Source organism: Comamonas sp. UBA7528, assembly GCF_002479375.1.
GTDB lineage: Bacteria > Pseudomonadota > Gammaproteobacteria > Burkholderiales > Burkholderiaceae_C > Comamonas.
This window is the reverse complement of record NZ_DLMU01000003.1, coordinates 35,414-53,731: the sequence shown is the minus strand read 5'-3', so window position 1 is coordinate 53,731 and position 18,318 is coordinate 35,414. Positions and strand designations below refer to the sequence as shown.

Sequence of the window (18,318 nt, the reverse complement as noted above, 5' to 3'; positions counted from 1 at the left end):
ACAGTGCCGCCATGGCGGCGGTCTGCTGAGGGCGAGAGACACTTCTGAAGTTTGGAGACGCTCGATGTCTGACGCCAAGGCCCCGACCCTGACCGATAAACGCGCCCTGCTGCGCCAGGCCGCCCTCGAATACCACGAGTTTCCCAAGCCCGGCAAGCTGCAGATTGCGGCCACCAAGCCCATGGCCAACCAGCGCGATCTGGCGCTGGCCTATTCGCCCGGCGTGGCGGCGCCCTGCGAGGAAATCGTCAAGGACCCTTCCACGGCCTTCAAGTACACCGGCCGCGGCAATCTGGTGGGCGTGATCTCCAACGGCACGGCCGTGCTGGGCCTGGGTGACATTGGCGCACTGGCGTCCAAGCCGGTGATGGAAGGCAAGGCCGTCCTGTTCAAGAAGTTCGCCGGCGTCGATGTGTTCGACATCGAAATCAACGAAAAAGACCCGCAAAAGCTGGTCGAAGTGATCGCGGCCCTGGAGCCCACGTTCGGCGCGCTGAATCTGGAAGACATCAAGGCACCTGAATGCTTCTACGTGGAGCGCGAGCTGCGCAAGCGCATGAACATTCCCGTCTTCCACGATGACCAGCACGGCACGGCCATCACGGTGGCCGCCGCCATGGTCAATGCGCTGAAGGTGGCGGGCAAGAAGATCGAAGAGATCAAGCTGGTGGCATCGGGCGCCGGTGCTGCCGCCCTGGCCTGCCTGAACCTGCTGCTGGAAGTGGGCCTCAAGCGCGAGAACGTGTTCGTCACCGACATCGCCGGCGTGGTCTACGAAGGCCGCACCGAGCTGATGGACGAGGACAAGGCCCTGTTCGCCCAGAAGACCGATCTGCGCACCCTGGGCCAGGTGATCGAAGGCGCCGACGCCTTCCTGGGCCTGTCCGCCGGCGGCGTGCTCAAGCAGGACATGGTGCAGAAGATGGCGGCCAAGCCCATCATCTTCGCGCTGGCCAATCCCAACCCCGAAATCATTCCCGAAGATGTGAAGGCTGTGCGCGACGACGCCATCATCGCCACTGGCCGCACGGACTACCCCAACCAGGTGAACAACGTCCTGTGCTTCCCGTACATCTTCCGCGGCGCACTAGACTGCGGCGCCACCACCATCACCACCGAGATGGAAATTGCGGCCGTGCACGCCATCGCCGCACTGGCCGAGGCCGAACAGTCCGAAGAAGTGGCCGCCGCCTATGTGGGCCAGGAGCTCACCTTTGGTCCGGAATACCTGATTCCCAAGCCTTTCGATCCGCGCCTGATGCTGATCGTGGCGCCCGCCGTGGCCCAGGCCGCGGCCGACTGCGGCGTGGCCCAGCGCCCCATCCAGGACATGGATGCCTACCGCGAGCACCTGAAGACCTTTGTCTACGCCTCGGGCTCGGTGATGAAGCCCATCTTCACGGTCGCGAAGAAGGCCGCCAAGAAGCGCGTGGCCTACGCCGAGGGTGAGGACGAACGCATCCTGCGCGCCTGCCAGATCGTGGTGGACGAGCGCATCGCCCGCCCCACGCTGATCGGCCGCCCGGCCATCATTGCCCAGCGCGTCGAGAAGTTCGGCCTGCGCCTGAAGGAAGGCGTGGACTACGACGTGGTCAACGTGGAGCACGACGACCGCTACCGTGACTTCTGGCAGACCTACCACCGCATGACCGAGCGCAAGGGCGTGACCGAAGCCATTGCCAAGATCGAGATGCGCCGCCGCCTGACGCTGATCGGCTCGATGATGCTGGAAAAAGGCCAGGTCGACGGCCTGATCTGCGGCACCTGGAACAATACCGCCATCCACCTGCACTACATCGACCAGGTGATCGGCAAGCGTGCAGGCGCTACCACCTACGCCTGCATGAACGGCCTGCTGCTGCCGGACCGCCAGGTGTTCCTGGTGGACACCCACGTCAACTACGACCCCTCGGCCGAGCAACTGGCCGAGATCACCATCATGGCGGCCGAAGAAATGAAGCGCTTCGGCATCCACCCCAAGGTGGCGCTGCTGAGCCATTCCAACTTCGGCTCCAGCAACCAGCCCAGCGCGCTCAAGATGCGCGAGACGCTGGAGCTGCTGCGCATCCAGGCCCCCTGGCTGGAAGTGGACGGCGAGATGCACGGCGACGTGGCCATCGACAGCGAAGCCCGCAAGAAGCTGATGCCCCACAGCACGCTGACCGGCGATGCCAACCTGCTGGTGCTGCCGAATATCGATGCGGCCAACATCTCCTACAACCTGCTCAAGCAGGTGGCAGGCGGCGGCATTGCCATCGGCCCGGTGCTGCTGGGCGCGGCCCAGCCGGTGCATGTGCTGACCCCCAGCACCACGGTGCGCCGCATCGTCAACATGACCGCCCTGACAGTGGCCGACGCCAACGCCGCACGCGGCTGAACGGCCGGCCCCCTGGGGGCCGTGCTACACAAACTTTACATTGATACGGCGCAAGCGCCGGCCTGGGGCGACCCGGCCGGCGCTTGCTTTTTGGGGGGCGCTGCGTCACACTTACGGGTCGAAATTTCGGGCAAACCCGGGTTTTGGAAGGTGTTTATCGATGTTCCAGGCGGTTGCCAATCACGCGTTGCGCACAGGTATGGCCGTGCTGCTGGGTGCAGCTTGCGCCCTGCCGGGCACGTTTGCATTCGCGCGCGGCACATGGGATGCGGCCGTGGATGCGCCTGGCATCACGCTGCAGGAATTGCCCCCGCAGGGCCGCACCACCTACGCACTGATCCTGGAAGGCGGGCCGTTCCCGTATGACAAGGATGGCGCGGTGTTCGGCAACCGGGAGCGCGTCCTGCCTGCGAACCGGCGCGGCTATTACCGCGAATACACCGTCAAAACGCCCCGTTCCCGCGACCGAGGTGCACGCCGCATCGTCTGCGGCGGCCAGCAGCCGCAGCAACCTGATGCGTGCTACTACACCAGCGACCACTACAGCAGCTTCCGGAAGATCACGCCATGAGCTACCAGGACTTGGATTGGGACCGCCAGAGCAACGCCATGGGGAACTTCCTGGCCAGCCCGCCGTCCACCCCTGCATTGCAAAACCCCGCTTTCCTGGGGTTTGCACGAACAACAGAAAGTACCACGGAGATGGAAAAGCGCCCACTTCGTCCCGAGAACGATACCCCGCTGCGCGGGGTGCGCAGCAACATCGTGCAGTCGATCCGGGCCTTCCACATCCCCGATCTGCAGAAAGCCGCGGCCACGCTGGGTCAGCATTTCCTGTACGCCAACCTGGCCCACGCCCAGAACAAGCCCGATATCCTGGAGCTGATTTCCACCCAGTTCCACTTCCCCGCGCATTTCGGCAAGAACTTCGATGCGCTGTACGACTGCCTGACCGACCCCATCCACAAGGCCGGGCCGCAGCCGGGCTTCATCCTGGTGCTGGACCAGATCCCCACCACCACCAAGTTCGACAAGGAAGCACGCGAACAGTTTCTGGACTGCTTCCGCGATGCGGCCGAGTACTGGGCCGAGCGCAAGATCGCCTTCCGCTGCTTCTACTCCTTCCTGTAAGCGCCGCAGCGCCTGCCACCATGCGGAAACGCCCGGTCACACCGGGCGTTTTCATGTAGTGCCTCTGCCGGGCTCCATGCGACCGGCATCCCGCCGGCCCACAGGGGCAGCCGTGCTGTCAGGACAGGGCGGCTGCCAGGGCTTCGTACTCCCGCACCGGCACTTCCTCGGCGCGGCGCTGCAGGTCGAAGTCGCCCGCAAAGCCTTTTTCCTCCAGCCACTTGCCCAGGGTGTTGCGCAGGATCTTGCGGCGCTGGCTGAAGGCCACACGCACCAGCTCCTCGAGCAGCTGCGGGTTCAGCGCTGCAGGCTGGGCCTTGGGCACCATGCGCACCACGGCGCTGTTGACCTTGGGCGGCGGGTCAAAACTCTCCGGCGGCACGAACAGCACGTTTTCCATGGCGTAGCGCCACTGCAGCATCACGGACAGGCGCCCGTAGTCGGACGAACCGGCATCGGCCACCATGCGGTCGATCACCTCTTTTTGCAGCATGAAATGCTGGTCCTGCACCACGTCCACGCAGTCCATCAGGTGGAACAGGATGGGCGACGAGATGTTGTAGGGCAGATTGCCCACCACGCGCAGCCTGGGCACGCCCAGGCGCTGGGCCAGCGCCCGGAAATCCACCTTCAGCACATCGCTCTCGACCACATCCAGCTCGGGCCGCAGGCGCAGGCGCACGGCCAGGTCACGGTCCAGTTCGATGACGGTGATCTTGCCCAGTCGCTCCACCAGGGGCTGGGTCAGCGCCATCAGGCCGGGGCCGATCTCCACCACCGGCTCGCCAGCCTGGGGGTGGATGGCATCCACGATGGCGTCGATGATGCCGTGGTCGGTCAGAAAATTCTGGCCAAAGCGCTTGCGGGGAATATGTTTCATGCCAAGCAAAAGCGGTGCCTCGGCACCGCTCGGTAAGAAAAAGAAAGGGGCACAGCCGGAATGATGGCACTCCCGCTGTGCCGACGGGGGCACAGGGGCATCCTGCCACCCGTGCGCCCCTGTCCGCCGCGCTTACTGCGGCGGCTCGCGGTATTCCACATAGGTGCGGCCACGCAGCTCCTGCAGCCAGGTGTCGTAGTCTTTTTCGGTCTTCTGGGCCTTGACCACATCGCGCAGCATCTCGCGCTGCTCACGCGGGCTCAGCGCGGCCTGGCGGCGTTCCACCAGCTGGATCAGGTGCACACCAAAGCGCGAGACCACGGGGGGGCTGATTTCGCCGGGCTGCAGACGCTCCAGCACCTGCTCGAACTCGGGCACATAGCGGCCCGGACCGGCCCAGCCCAGATCACCGCCCTGGGCGGCGCTGCCGTCCTGCGAGTACTGGCGCGCCAGTGCCTCGAAACTGGCATTGCCCTGGAGGATGCGGTTGCGCAGCTCGGCCAGGCGCTCGGCCGCTTCCCGCTCGTTCATCTGTGCCGAGGTGCGCAGCAGAATGTGGCGGGCATGGTTCTGCGCCACCACCATGGGGACGCCATCGGAGCTCTTGTCGATCACCTTCAGCACGTGGAAACCGGCTGGCGAGCGCACCGGCCCCACCACGCTGCCCACCGCCGCGCTGCGCACGGACTGCACAAACAGCTCGGGATAGCGGTCGGCCGGGCGCAGGCCCAGGATGGGCGTCGTCTTGACATCGGAGAAGCGCTGGGCGGCGGCCTCGAAATCGCCGCTGCGGGCCGCCTGTGCGGCTTCTTCGGCACGCGCCTTGAGCTGCGCCACCTGCGCTTCGGAGGCACCTTCGGGCACGGCCACCAGGATGTGGCCCAGGTTCAGTGCCGCCACCGCGGCATCGGTCTGCCCGGTCTTGCTGCGCTGCTCGCGCAGGTAACGGTCGATGTCCTGGTCGCTGACCTTGACCCGGTTGTCCACTTCCCGTTCCCGCAGACGCTGCAGCGTCATCTGGCTGCGCAGTTCGTCGCGGAATTTGGCTTCGGCAATGCCTTCCTTCTTCAGCTCGCGCAGCAACTGGGCCTTGCTGATGCTGTTGTTGCGGGCCACGGCCTCCATGCCCTGGTCCACCGCGTAGTCATCGACCTTGATCCCGATTTCCTTGGCGTACTGGATCTGGGCTTTTTCCAGAATCAGGCGCTCCAGCACCTCACGGGCCAGTTGCGCCTGGGGCGGGCGCTGGCCGCCTTCCTTGGCCAGGCTGTCCTCGACCCGGGCCATGCGGGCGCGCACCTCGTTGTTGGTCACCGGCTCGGAATTGACCACCGCCACGATGTAATCGGCCGAGCGCAGCCCTTGTGCAGCCGCTTCGCGGCGCAGTTCGGGCGTCTGGGTTTGCTCCAGCGCGCGGGACATGCCCGGCGCACCGCTGGCACGCAGTCCCTGGGCCGAAGCACCCATGCCGGCCAAGGCCGACAGACACAGAACACTGGCGGACACCGCATGGCGCGGCAATGCAGAAAATCGCATGGAACGGATCATGGAAATCAATCGTAATTGCTGAAGCGGCTGGCAACAGAGTCAGTTCCGTCACGCAGGCCGCGGTAACGCGGAATCTGGTCTTTGAGGCTTTGCAGGGGATCGTTGCCCAGGCTCAGGCGCGAGAAGCCCACGAACTCGACCTGGAACATCAGCTTGGTCGCCGAAGAGCGGATGCTGTTCTGGTGGCGCTCCACCAGCACACGGCCAATCCAGCAGCAGCTGTCGTACTCGAAGCCGACCACGGTGTCGATCATCTTGTTGTCCTGCATGCTGTAGTTCATCCGGCCCACCGTGTACCAGCGGCCTTCGCCCGGCAGGTTGCGGCGTGCGGGCGGGGTGAAATCCCCCCCCAGCAGCGCGGCCACCGGCCACTGCCAGCCCACATCCACCTGTTCGCTGGAGCCCCGCTGCATGCGGTACGCCATACTGATGGTCCGGTAGGGTCCCGGGCTGTAACGGGCGCTGACCGTGGAACGGGTGCTGCGGTTGATGTCCTGGTTGTACTGCACCGTGCTGTCGAACGCCCAGCGCTGGTTCCAGTTGAAACCGGCCCCCAGCAGCAGATCCGACAGGCTTTCGGTACCCGGCACCTCACCCGGCAATGTCACGCGCTGGTCCTTGAAGCGCATGCGCTGGGCAATCCCCAGGCGCACCGCTTCCGCGCCGGTCTGGCGGTCCAGCCAGCGGGTGGTCAGGCCCATGGTCAGCACATTGTTGTCGGCAATGCGGTCCTGACCCACATAGCTGTTCTCCATGAAGATGGAGGCGAAGTTGAAGTCCGAACGCGCCGTGTCATAGACCGGCAGCATGGACTGGTCGCGGTACGGCGTGTAGGCGTAGAAGGCCCGCGGTTCCAGCGTCTGCACGTAATCCTTGCCGAAGAACGTGGTGTCGCGCTCGAACACCAGCCCGCTGTCCAGGCTGAAGGTGGGCAGGGTGCGCTGGAAGCTGGTCTGGCCATTGATGACCGTGTTGTCCAGCTGGTAGCTGGTGGTGTGGATCTGCACCTTGGGCTTGATGAACCAGCCCGGCGCCAGGAAAGATCGGCTCAGCTGGGCCAGGGCATAGCTGCGCTGGCCATTCCAGATGTGGTTGCTGCCATCGAGGTTATGGGCGCGAAAACGCGTGGTGTCGGCTTCCCAGCTGAAATCCAGCCCGCCGGGCAGGTCGTAGGGCGTGTAGCGCCACACCAGCTGCGGCATGCGGTCAAAGGGCGGCACGATGGGCGAATCCACCTGCTGCTGCACCTGCCACTGCTGCATCAGCAGCGTCACGCTGTGGTCGTTGCGCCCCCAGCTCAGGACGCCGGTGCTGGGTACCAGCCGCTCGCGCAGCAGCTTGCTGGCCCGGGTGAAATCGCGCCAGTAATTGCCATCGCTGACGCGGTTCACGTCAAAGCTCAAGCCCAGCCCGCCGATCGGCGAATCAAAGGACTGGCGGTGCTTCCAGGAATAGCCCCAGCGGTCCCGGTCGCGCAGCTTGTCCTCGGGCATGGCCTCCAGCGTCAGCTCGCCGCTGTACTTCGGCTCCAGATAGCGGAATTCTCCGGCCAGCCCCAGGCCACGCTTGCTCATCACCGTGGGGGTGAGGATGGCGTCGCGGTTGGGCGCCAGGTTCCAGTAATAGGGCTGGGCATATTCCAGGCCATTGACGCTGTCGATGCCGATGCTGGGAGGCAGCAGACCGGATTTGCGCTTGTCCGACAGCGGAAAGCTCACGGCGGGCACCGGCAGCACCGGTACACCCTTGAACTCCAGCACGGCGTTCTTGGCATAGCCCACTTCTTCCGCGCGGTCCAGCTGGATGGTCTTGGCACGCAGCACCCAGTCGGGCTCCCAGCTGGCGGAATCGTCGCGCAGGCAGGTGGTGTAGGTGGCATCGTGCACCACGGAGCGGTCACGGTCGATGAAGTCCACCCGCGAGGCATCGCCATGCGCCTGGGTTTGCAGAAACTGGTAGCTGGCGTCGTTGAACTGGCCCTGGAAGGCGTCCACATGCAGCTTGAGCGCCGTGCCCTGGTACACATCCCCGCCCTTGTTGATGTGCACGCTGCCTTCGGCGTCGACCAGATCGTCGGCCACGGAGTAGTCCACGCGGTCGGCGCGCACCACCATATCGCCCTTGCGCAGCTCGGCATTGCCACTGACCTGGGCCCGCACATCGGCCTGGCCGGTCACATGGTCACCGCGCACATAGGAGGGCAACTGGTCCTCGACGGCCGAGGGCAGCTTTTCCAGCAGCTGGCTGCTGGGCTTGAGCTGCAGCGGCGGCAGATCGCCGCCGCTGTCCTGGGGCGCGGTCTGAGCCCAGGCGCCGGAACAGGCCAGCAGGGCAGCGGCCGCCAGCGGACGCACAACGGCACCACGCGGTGGGGCGCACCGGGATGTCACGGAGAGGGCTGGGGGCAGCAAACGGGCAGACACGTTCAATGGAGGGCGAAGAAAAATCCGGGGGCACCCGGCTGGTGCCGGACGGTTTGTAGAATCCGATTATCCATGAGCGATTCCATCTCCCCCATTTCCAGCGTGGTATGGGCCGATCCGGCCCGCGAACGCGCCTTCCAGACCTGGCTGACACCGTTGGCTGTCCAGCATGGGCTGGATCTGTCCAGCCTGCGCCCGGCTTCGGCCGATGCAAGCTTTCGCCGCTATCTGCGCCTTGACCGCAGTGCAGGCGGCAGCCTGATCGTCATGGACGCCCCGCCGGACAAGGAGAACTGTACCCCTTTCGTCCAGGTGCAGGGCCTGATGCAGCAGTCCGGTCTGAACGTGCCAGCCATTCTCGACTGGAACCAGCCCAGCGGCTTCATGCTGCTCTCCGACATGGGCAGCCGCACGCTGATCGAGGTGCTGGACCCCGCTCGGCCCCAGGATGCCGAACTCTGGTACCGCCACGCCGTGGACCTGCTGCTGCAATGGCAGCAGGCCTCCCAGCCCCACGTGCTGCCGGCGTACGACGAGGCCCTGCTGCGCCGCGAGTTGCAGCTCTTCCCCGACTGGTATATCGCCCAGCACCGCCAGGTCACGCTGGACGACAAGCAGCAGGCCGTGCTGTCCAAGGCGTTCGACCAGATCGTGGCGCACAACCTGCAGGCGCCCAGCGTCTATGTGCACCGGGACTTCATGCCGCGCAACCTGATGCTGCCCAGCGACCCCACCCAGTCGCTGGCCGTGCTCGACTTCCAGGATGCGGTCTACGGCCCCGTCACCTACGACATCGCCAGCCTGCTGCGCGATGCCTTCCTGACCTGGGAAGAGGACTTTGTCATCGACATTACCGTGCGTTACTGGGAAAAAGCGCGCCGCTCGGGATTGATCGGCGCCAAGAGCGCCTCGGGCTGGGGCGATGACTTCGGCGAGTTCTACCGCGCCGTGGAATGGATGGGCCTGCAGCGCCACCTGAAGGTGGCCGGCATCTTTGCCCGGCTGACATTGCGCGACGGCAAGCCCAAGTACCTGGCGGATACGCCGCGTTTCATCCACTACATCCGCACCACCTGCAGCCGCTACCGCGAGCTGGCCCCGCTGCTGCGCCTGGTCGACCAGATCGAAGGTGTCCAGGCCCAGGTCGGCTATGCCTACGGCCGGATGTGATCCCCGGCTTGCACCGCCCCCTCTGCACGTGTACCGCCGGTTTCCGTTGCCCCGCATCTGACACTGGCCGCACCGCTCCAACACCCTTTTCTTCCTTGCCAGCCCCCACCGCATGCCGCGCTTTCACTGCCCCCTGCCGCTGACCGCCGGCGCCGAACTGGACCTGCCCGCCGGCGCGGCCCGCCATGTGCAGGTGCTGCGCATGCAGCCCGGCCACACCCTCACCCTGTTCGACGGCAGCGGCGACGGCGAATGGAGCGCCACCATCCTGCAGATGGGCCGCAGCACGGTGCAGGTGCGCGTGGATGCCTTCCACGCCACGGCGCGCGAAGCCTCCCGCCCGGTGCACCTGCTGGCCGGCATCACCGCCAACGAGCGCATGGACTGGCTGGTGGAAAAAGCCACCGAAATCGGCGTGGCCAGCATCACCCCGCTGCTGGCCGAACGCAGCGTGCTCAAGCTCAAGGGCGAGCGCGGTGACAAGAAGCGCAGCCACTGGCAGGCCGTGGCCGTGGCGGCCTGCGAGCAGTGCGGCGGCAACCGCGTGCCCGCCATCCACCCTGCGATGACCCTGGCCGAATGGACCGCCGCCCACCCACTGACAGACTCCGCAGACACGCAACGCGTGCTGCTGTCACTGGCCGACGGCACGCGCCCGCTGCTGCAGGCCGTTGCGGCCGGCCAGACACCGGTCCTGTTCCTGTCCGGTCCCGAAGGCGGCCTGTCTCCGGCCGAAGAGTCCCTGGCCCGCGCCCAGGGCTTTGCCCCGGTCACGCTGGGGCCGCGTGTGCTGCGCGCCGAAACCGCACCCATCATGGCGTTGTCCGCACTGGTATTGGGTTGAACCCGCAAACGACCGTTCGTCGTGTCAACGTGGTAATTTTTGCCTGCGGCTCTGTCCAAGAGACGACATTTCCCTAGAATCCGGAAACATTTATTTACAACCGGACCCCTGCGCAGGTTACCCACCAGCGCAGCCCAGAAGGAAAGCTGCCGTGACATCCGCCACCGAGCCGCCTTCGCAGACGGCCCGCATACGGCGCTGGCTGCTGTCGGACGATCCGCACATCCGCACCCACACCGCCATGTCCGGTCTGGCCCTGGTGCTGATGGCGTGTTGCGTTGGCTTGCTGCTCTGGCTGGCCCTGAACAGCCATGCCCCCCTGTCCTGGGTCATCACCTGGAGCCTGGTGTCGCTGGGTGGCCTGCTGGCGGCCACCCTGGCCATCCGCCTGGGCTGGACACGCCGCCTGAACGACCCCTCGCTGACCCTGCCGCAGATGCTCTGGGCCATCACCAGCGCTGCCGTGGCCTATCTGGTGGTGGCCGATGCCCGCGACATGCTGCCCTGCATGGTCGCCATGGTGCTGCTGTTCGGTTCGCTGGGCCTGCGCATGCGCCAGATCGTGGGCATCACCCTGTACGCCTGTGTGGCCACCAGCGCCGCCATGGTGCTGGCCCCCCGGCTGCTGAACCAGCCGGTGTCGGTGGCCGACGCCGCCCACGCCGTGATGCTGGCTGTGGTACTGCTGGCCTGCATGGGCGTGAGCCTGCGCCTGCATTCGCTGCGCAGCCGGCTCCAGCAGCAGCGGCTGGCCTTGTCGCGGGCCCTGGAGGAGCACCGGGCCCTGGCCTCGCGCGATGCCCTGACGGGCTTGCTCAACCGCCGCTCCATGCTGGAACTGCTGGAGCTGGAGCAGCGCCGCTGCGTGCGGGGCCAACGCAGCATGGCCCTGGCCGTGCTGGACATTGACCACTTCAAACGCATCAATGACAACTACGGCCACGCCGTCGGCGACCGTGCGCTGCAGGCTTTTGCCCACACCGTGCGCCACACCGTGCGCGGCGGCGATGTGCTGGCCCGCTGGGGCGGCGAAGAATTCGTGCTGCTGCTGGGGGATGTGAACGACCACGCTGCCCTCAGCCTGCTGCAGCGCATTGGCCAGGCCGTCTCCCAGGCTGTCGTGGCCGATGCCCCCGAAGGCCTGCGCATGACCGTCTCGACCGGCCTGACCGTGCACCTGCCTGGCGAATCGGTCGAAGCCACGCTGGAGCGCGCCGACCAGGCCCTCTACCGTGCCAAGCACCAGGGTCGCAACTGCGTGGTGCTGGCCGACATGCAGGTGCCACCACCACCGCCCCCTCCGCCACCGCCGCTGGCCCCGGCCGGACTGACGGCCGGCCCCGCAGCGTCAGCGCAGACAGCGGCCTCCTTGCACTGAGCCCTGCACCCGTGCAGAGCGCGCAGGCCGGCTCCAGGACATGGAGTGCCGGTCCATCCCGCGCGTGGTGTCCATCCTGCGCTACGCTGTGCGGTTTGGACGGCCCGGTGTCCCGGGCCGCCCGCCACCTTGGAGTTTCTGCATGACTGTTTCCACCTCCGGCCCCATCACCCGCCACCATGTGGGCGCCCGCCTGTCCGAGACCGCGGTCCACCACGGCACCGTCTACCTGGCCGGCCAGATCCCCGAACACCACCCGGATGGCGATATGCGCGTGCAGACCCAGGAGGTGCTGGGCCATGTGGAACGCCTGCTGAAAGAAGCGGGCAGCAGCAAGGCCCACATCCTGTCGTGCAACATCTTCATCCGCAACGCGGCCGACATCACGGTGATGAACGAGGTCTGGGATGCCTGGATCGTGCCCGGCCACACCCCGCCCCGCTGCACCGTGATCGCCCCGGCCATCAACCCCCAGTACCTGATCGAGGTGGTGGTCATCGGCGCACAGATCGCGGCCTGATACGGCCTAACGCTGCGGCCACTGCTGGTCCAGCCACTGCTGCAGCCGGGCGAACACCGGCGCTGCCAAGGCCTCGCTTTCATTGAAGATCTCATGGAAAGCCGGCTCAAAGCACTGGGCCTGCAGCACCGCCTGCGGTGCCTGCCGGGCCAGGGCGGCACTGCCCGCCGGGTCCACCACCCGGTCCTGCCCGGCCCACAGCAGCAAGGTGGGAACGCGCCAGGCCGGCGCCCGGGCCACGACCCGCGCACCACCTTCGGCCATGTAACGTGCCATCCGGCCGCTGATGCGCGGGTGCTGCAAGGGATCGCGGTCATAGGCCTGCACCACCGCCGGGTCGTGCGACAGATGGCGCGAATCCACGCCATTGTGGACGCGCAGGTTCGGCAGCAGCCGGGGCAGACTGGCCAGCAAGGCTTTCTGCACCGCTGACAAATGCAGCGCCAGCGCGGGGGAGGACAGCACCAGGCCATCCACCTGGCATGCACCGGATGCCACCGCATCCGCCGCCACCAGCCCGCCCATGCTGTGCCCGAGCAACACCAGGGGCCGGGAGGCCGGCATGCCGGCACGGGAGGCATCCAGCATCCGCGCCAGATCGTCCAGCAGCCGCCCGTCGCTGCTCAGGCCGCCCCGGGGGCCGCCCGACCGGCCATGGCCATACTGGTCATAGGCCCGCACGGCCAGGCCCCAGCCGTTCAGGCGCTGCGCCAGCGCGGCATAGCGGCCGGCGTGCTCGCCCATGCCGTGCACGATCAGCACCGTGGCACGCACCGCCGCCGCAGGCGCCAGCGGCCAGTCGTAGACCGCCAGGGGCGTCCCGTCAGCGGCGGGCAGGAAAGTGGACTCTGTCGGATGCATACCGCGGGGCTCTCCTTGCAGTACCCGGCGCGGGCGGGCCGGGAATATCAAAAAAATAGCTGCCTGCGCCCTTTGCGTGGGCTTTGGCAGCTATTTTTGGGAATTCCCTCAGCGACTCAAGCTGTCGCTTCCTCGGATTGCGCCACCGGCATGGCGGCAATCACCTGGGCCACGGCGGCGGTGAGCTTCTTGGCATAGGGCACATGCAGGAACTCATTGGGGCCGTGGGCATTGCTCTTGGGGCCCAGCACGCCGCAGACCATCATCTGTGCGGTGGGGAAGCCCTGGCTCAGCAGGTTCATCAGCGGGATGGTGCCACCCTGGCCGATGTAGCCGCAGTCCGCGCCAAAGTGGGCCTGGCTGGCCGCATTCAGGGCCGTTTCGAACCAGGGGCTTGTGCCAGGTGCGTTCCAGCCACTGGAGCTGGACAGGCCTTCCCAGGTCACCTTGGCCTGGTACGGGGCATTGTCTTCCAGCAGCCGCTGCATCTCCTGCACGCAGGTGGCGGCGTCGACCAGCGGCGGCAGGCGCAGGCTGAGCTTGAAGGCCGTGTAAGGCCGCAGCACATTGCCCGCGTTCTGCAACGTGGGGAAGCCTTCGGCACCGGTGACGGACAGCGTGGGTTCCCAGGTGCGCTTGAGCAGGGCTTCCACCGGATCGGTGGTGGTGGGCAGGGCCACCAGGGTGCTGCCGCCGCAGTCATGGTGGGCCCAGGGAAAGCGCTTGTAGGTTTCCTCGCCCAGGATGGCCGCCGTGGCCCGGGCCTGGGCCAGACGCTCGGGCGGCACCTGGCAGTGGAAGCTGGCAGGGAGCATGCGACCGGTCGCACTGTCTTCCAGCCGGTCCAGCACCTGGCGCATGATGCGGAACGACGAGGGCACCACGCCCGAGGCATCGCCCGAGTGCACCCCCTCGGTCAGGATTTCCACCTTCAGCGTACCGCTGGCCATGCCGCGCAGGCTGGTGGTCAACCACAGCTGGTCGTAGTTGCCGGCACCGCTGTCCAGACAGATCACCAGCTCCACCGCACCCAGGCGGGGACGCAGGGCATCCACATAGGGCAGCAGATCGCGCGAACCGCTCTCTTCGGCCGTCTCGATGATGCCCACAATGCGCGGGTGGGCCACGTTCTGGCGCTTGAGTTCCTGCACCGCCGCCACGCTGGCGTAGACGGCATAGCCATCGTCCGCGCCGCCGCGGCCGTAGAGCTTGCCGTCCTGGTAGACCGGGGTCCAGGGGCCCAGGTCACTGCGCCAGCCTTCGAATTCGGGTTGCTTGTCCAGGTGGCCGTACATCAGCACCGTGGGAGCGCCGCTGGCATTGGCCCCGGGCTGGGTGCCTTCCACCTCAAAGAACAGCACCGGTGTGCGGCCTTCCAGGCGCACGATTTCCAGCTTCAGGCCGGGCACTTTCTGCGCTTCCACCCAAGTGGCAGCGTTGCGCAGCACCGTGTCCAGCAGGCCCTGGGCCGCCCAGTCGGGGGCAAACATGGGCGATTTGGCGGGAATGGCGATGTAGTCCTTGAGCTGGGCCACGATGTCGCGGTCCCATTGCTGGCTGACATGCTCCAGCGCCTGTGTGGTGTCCAGCGCGGTGGACGGAATGCGTGCGTTCATGGCGAAGCTCCTGGTCACTGCGGCCGGCACCGGGCGGACGCGAAGCAAACATTGTGCGCCATGCCAGAGCCCCCACAGCCCAGGGGGCGCCAGCCCGCCCCTGCCGGGCCGCCCCGCAGCCGATGTCAGCGGGGCAGTGCCGGCCCTGCGGCAGCCGGCGCCGCCAGATGCAGGGGCGGTGCATCGGCGGGCTGCAGCTTGAACACGCTGACCGCGGCTTCCAGGCCGCTGGCCTGGTCGCGCATGCTGGAGGAAGCCGCGGCCGACTCCTCCACCAGCGAAGCGTTCTGCTGGGTCAACTGGTCCAGCTCGGCCACATCGTGGTTGACCTGGGCCATGCGCTCGGCCTGCTCGGAGGCGCTGGCCGAGATTTCGCCCACGATGTCGCCCATGCGCTGCACGGAGCTGACGATCTCGTCCATGGTCTGGCCGGCGGCCTGCACCAGCTGGGCACCGGACTCCACCTGGTGGACCGAGCTGCCGATCAGCGCCTTGATCTGCTTGGCCGCTTCGGCGCTGCGCCCGGCCAGCGAACGCACCTCGCTGGCCACCACGGCGAAGCCCCGGCCCTGCTCTCCGGCCCGCGCGGCTTCCACGGCGGCGTTCAAGGCCAGGATGTTGGTCTGGAACGCGATGCCATCGATCACGCCGATGATGTCGGCAATCTGGCGGCTGCTGTCGTTGATTGCCCCCATGGTGCGCACCACCTGGCCCACCACCTGCCCGCCGCGCGAAGCCACTTCCACGGCCGAGGCCGACAGCTGGTGCGCCTGCCGCGCCGCGTCGGCGGCCTGGTGCACACCCTGGGCCGTGTCCACCATGCGCTGGGCCGTGCGCGCCAGCCGGTCGGCGGTGTTGTCGGTGCGCTCGGCCAGATCGGCATTGCCCAGGGCGATCTGGCTGCTGGCGCTGGCAATGTTGTGCGCCGCCAGACTGACCTGCTGCAGCATGGCCACGTAGCGCTGGCGCATGTCTTCGACCTCGCGCACCAGATCGCCAATTTCATCGCGGCGCGGGCTGTGGAAAGGCTGGGTCAGATCGCCCTGGGCCACCAGGGTCAGCGCCTGCGTCAGCCCGCGCAGCGGCTGGCTCACGCCCCGGCGCAGCACCCAGAACAGGCCGGCGGCCAGCAGGGCCAGCGCCACCGCCATGGCACCCCACACGGCAAACAGCGCGCGGCGCTGGCCGGCCATGGCTTCGCGGTCCGAGACTTCGGTCACCACCCACCAGCCGGACTGGGTCTTGCGCACCACGGCCCAGGGGTCTGCGCCTTGCTCCGGCAGCAGTGCGACCGCATCGCGCACCCAGCCGTCCGGGCTGTCGGCCAGCGCCTGCAAGGTCGCCTGGGCCTGGGGAAGGGCCTCCAGCACCTTCTGGCCGGCATGGCTGGGATGGGCCACAAACCGGGCCTGCGCCAGGCTGGTGCCCGGGTCGATCACCATGGCACCGCCATGCTCGTACAGGCGCAGCCCGGACACCTGGCGCAGCAGACCTTCCTGGAAGGCGCTGAGGTCGGTGCCCACAAACAGAATCCCCACCACCTGGTTCTGCGCATCGCGCAGCGGCGCGTAGTGCGTCATATACGGCTTGCCGAACAGCGTGGCGCGGCCGATGAAGCTCTGGCCATCGCGCACCCGGGCATATGCCGCATGCTGGCGGTCCAGCATGGTGCCGATCACGCGCTCGCCCTGCGGGTTGCGCAGCGAGGTGGTGATGCGCACAAAGTCATCGCCCTGGCGGGCAAACACCGTGGCCACACCGCCGGTGTCGGCACTGAACTTGTCCGGCAGCGCAAAGTTGCCGTTCAACACCTCGCCGTCCACGGACAGCTGGCCGCTGGCAGGGTCCAGCGCCACGTGGCCCACAAAGTGGCGGGCAAACCCTTGGGACGCCTTGACCACCATGTCGCGGTTGGCATGCTCCACCGCGTCGACCGAAGCCACCAGCGCCTGGGTGGCATGGCCCACGCTGGCCACCAGCTGCGTGCGCGAAGCCTGGTTGGTGATGGACGCGGTCACCAGGCTCAGCGCCAGCAACACCAGCGCCACCATCGCGATGGCGATGGCGGTGACCCGGCGGGCCACGGAACGACGGCCTGCAGCCGCAGAAGAAGAGGACAACATGGGATACCCGCACCAGGACACAAAACGGGCGGATTCTCACATTGCGTTACTGAGTAAGTCCTGACGAACGGCAAAGCCCTGCAATCCGTCCGCTTTTTACGGCAACCACAGGGCTTTTTGCACCAATACAGGGAATTCTGCCTTTATCGCCGCTGGCGGACAGCTCTGGCCCGCCATCGACCGCAGGCCGTCCACGGCAAGCACCTGCTGCCGTGCGGCGCCGCTCAGCGGGCGTGGTAGGCGGCAATGGCCTTGCGCCCCTCGGCCGGGTCGTCGGTGAAGATGCCATCGATGCCGGTACGCAAAAAGGCTTCGAAGTCCGCCGCCACATTGCCGCGCGTGGCACCGTTCTCCACCGGGTGGGCTTTCAGGGCGGCGGGCAGAAAAGCATTCTCCGGCCGCAGCGTCCAGACATGCACCAGCAGCCCGGCGCGGTGGGCCGCCCCCACCAGGCCGGTGGGCGCAGCGTTCTTGCCCTCCTTGACCGGCACCACCATGGATTTGCTGGGCCCGATACCGTTGGCGTAGGTCGCCACCTGGGCCAGGCCTTCGGGCGTGGTCAGGTCGGCATAACTGGGGCCTGCCCCGCGGGCCACGCTATCATACGGCTGGCCCTTGGGGCTGAGCAGCTGCACCAGGCGCACCGTGCTGCGCGCACGGATCCAGCGCAGGTTGTCCACCTCGAACGACTGCACCAACACCGGCGCCTGGGCATCGTTCCAGCCGTTGGCGGCCAGCACCTGCAGCAGCACGGGCTCCAGCGGCTTGCCGATCGACTGGAAATAGCTAGGGTGCTTGGTTTCAGGGTAGATGCCCACGGTACGGCCGGTGCGCGCGGTCTCCGCCTTGGCCAGGTCGATGATCTCCTGCAGCGTTGGCACCTCGAACTGGCCGTCATAGCGCACATTGGCCGGGCGTACCGCGGGAATGCGCTCGCGCGCGCGCAGCGTCTTCAGCTCGGCCAGCGTGAAATCCTCCACAAACCAGCCGGTGATGCGCTCACCGTCGATGGACTTGGTGGTCTTGCGCGCCGCAAATTCGCGGCGGTCGGCCACATCGGTGGACACCTCCTTCAGACTGCCGTCGGCATTGAGCATGGCGATGGCGTTTTCGTGCCGCGCTACCAGCACGCCATCCCGGGTGATGACCAGATCGGGCTCGATGAAGTCCGCACCGGCGGCAATGGCCACCCGGTAGGCCTCCAGCGTGTGCTCGGGGCGCAGGGCCGAGGCCCCCCGGTGGGCAATCAATGCCGGTTTGGGCGGCCAGGCGCCAGGGCGCGGCACGGTGGGGGCAGCCCCCTGTGCCCCTGCCGCCGCAGCAGGCGCCGGGGCCGGGCTGCTGCAGCCGGTCAGCCCCCACGGGCCCACCAGTGCAGCAGCGGTGGCGGTCAGGCAGTGGCGGCGGGTGATGGCGGGCATGGCAGTCTCCGGTTGCAAAGGTTTTT

The 18,318-nt window shown here is 67.1% G+C and carries 14 protein-coding genes; 7 read left to right on the top strand and 7 right to left on the bottom strand.

Going from position 1 to position 18,318, the window contains the following annotated elements; genetic code table 11:
• Nucleotides 1–64: 64 nt before the first annotated feature.
• The 3 genes from B3349_RS03275 to B3349_RS03265 all read left to right on the top strand — a co-directional run bounded on the left by B3349_RS03275 (nt 65) and on the right by B3349_RS03265 (nt 3,508).
• Complete coding sequence (locus B3349_RS03275; protein ID WP_291586377.1) at nt 65–2,377, top strand: NADP-dependent malic enzyme; 2,313 nt, start codon at nt 65–67, stop codon at nt 2,375–2,377.
• Nucleotides 2,378–2,537: 160 nt separating this feature from the next.
• Nucleotides 2,538–2,948 (top strand): guanyl-specific ribonuclease, encoded by a 411-nt coding sequence (locus tag B3349_RS03270; RefSeq protein WP_291586376.1) that lies wholly within the window; start codon nt 2,538–2,540, stop codon nt 2,946–2,948.
• A gap of 131 nt (nt 2,949–3,079) precedes the next feature.
• Nucleotides 3,080–3,508, top strand: coding sequence for a barstar family protein (locus tag B3349_RS03265; protein ID WP_066538426.1), 429 nt, complete (start codon nt 3,080–3,082; stop codon nt 3,506–3,508).
• Nucleotides 3,509–3,626: 118 nt separating this feature from the next.
• On the opposite strand, the gene rsmA is transcribed toward B3349_RS03265, so the two are convergent.
• The 3 genes from rsmA to lptD all read right to left on the bottom strand — a co-directional run bounded on the left by rsmA (nt 3,627) and on the right by lptD (nt 8,359).
• Complete coding sequence (gene rsmA / locus B3349_RS03260; RefSeq protein WP_291586374.1) at nt 3,627–4,388, bottom strand: 16S rRNA (adenine(1518)-N(6)/adenine(1519)-N(6))-dimethyltransferase RsmA; 762 nt, start codon at nt 4,386–4,388, stop codon at nt 3,627–3,629.
• Between the two features lie 132 nt (nt 4,389–4,520).
• The gene (locus B3349_RS03255) at nt 4,521–5,924 is read right to left on the bottom strand and encodes a peptidylprolyl isomerase (protein ID WP_291586373.1); all 1,404 of its coding nucleotides are present in this window, start codon (nt 5,922–5,924) and stop codon (nt 4,521–4,523) included.
• 17 nt (nt 5,925–5,941) lie between these two features.
• Nucleotides 5,942–8,359 (bottom strand): LPS-assembly protein LptD, encoded by a 2,418-nt coding sequence (lptD, locus tag B3349_RS03250; protein ID WP_291586372.1) that lies wholly within the window; start codon nt 8,357–8,359, stop codon nt 5,942–5,944.
• A gap of 72 nt (nt 8,360–8,431) precedes the next feature.
• On the opposite strand from lptD, the gene B3349_RS03245 reads away from it, so the two are divergent.
• The 4 genes from B3349_RS03245 to B3349_RS03230 all read left to right on the top strand — a co-directional run bounded on the left by B3349_RS03245 (nt 8,432) and on the right by B3349_RS03230 (nt 12,271).
• Nucleotides 8,432–9,529 carry an aminoglycoside phosphotransferase family protein gene (locus tag B3349_RS03245; protein WP_291586370.1) on the top strand — a complete coding sequence of 366 codons (1,098 nt, stop codon included), beginning with the start codon at nt 8,432–8,434 and terminating at the stop codon, nt 9,527–9,529.
• Nucleotides 9,530–9,641: 112 nt separating this feature from the next.
• A complete protein-coding gene (locus tag B3349_RS03240) occupies nt 9,642–10,373 on the top strand; it encodes a 16S rRNA (uracil(1498)-N(3))-methyltransferase (RefSeq protein WP_291586368.1) in 732 nt (243 codons plus the stop codon).
• A 151-nt stretch (nt 10,374–10,524) separates the two neighbouring features.
• Nucleotides 10,525–11,751, top strand: a complete 1,227-nt coding sequence (locus B3349_RS03235; protein ID WP_291586367.1) for a GGDEF domain-containing protein — start codon at nt 10,525–10,527, stop codon at nt 11,749–11,751.
• A 142-nt stretch (nt 11,752–11,893) separates the two neighbouring features.
• Complete coding sequence (locus B3349_RS03230) at nt 11,894–12,271, top strand: RidA family protein (protein ID WP_291586365.1); 378 nt, start codon at nt 11,894–11,896, stop codon at nt 12,269–12,271.
• 6 nt (nt 12,272–12,277) lie between these two features.
• Here the strand turns inward: B3349_RS03230 and B3349_RS03225 are convergent, their stop codons facing one another.
• From B3349_RS03225 to B3349_RS03210, 4 genes are all read right to left on the bottom strand, one after another.
• Nucleotides 12,278–13,132, bottom strand: coding sequence for an alpha/beta hydrolase (locus B3349_RS03225; RefSeq protein WP_291586363.1), 855 nt, complete (start codon nt 13,130–13,132; stop codon nt 12,278–12,280).
• Between the two features lie 116 nt (nt 13,133–13,248).
• Complete coding sequence (locus tag B3349_RS03220; RefSeq protein ID WP_291586361.1) at nt 13,249–14,748, bottom strand: M20 family metallopeptidase; 1,500 nt, start codon at nt 14,746–14,748, stop codon at nt 13,249–13,251.
• A 125-nt stretch (nt 14,749–14,873) separates the two neighbouring features.
• The gene (locus B3349_RS03215) at nt 14,874–16,871 is read right to left on the bottom strand and encodes a methyl-accepting chemotaxis protein (RefSeq protein WP_291586359.1); all 1,998 of its coding nucleotides are present in this window, start codon (nt 16,869–16,871) and stop codon (nt 14,874–14,876) included.
• A gap of 224 nt (nt 16,872–17,095) precedes the next feature.
• Nucleotides 17,096–18,292, bottom strand: a complete 1,197-nt coding sequence (locus B3349_RS03210; protein WP_291586357.1) for a glycerophosphodiester phosphodiesterase — start codon at nt 18,290–18,292, stop codon at nt 17,096–17,098.
• Between the last annotated feature and the right edge of the window lie 26 nt (nt 18,293–18,318).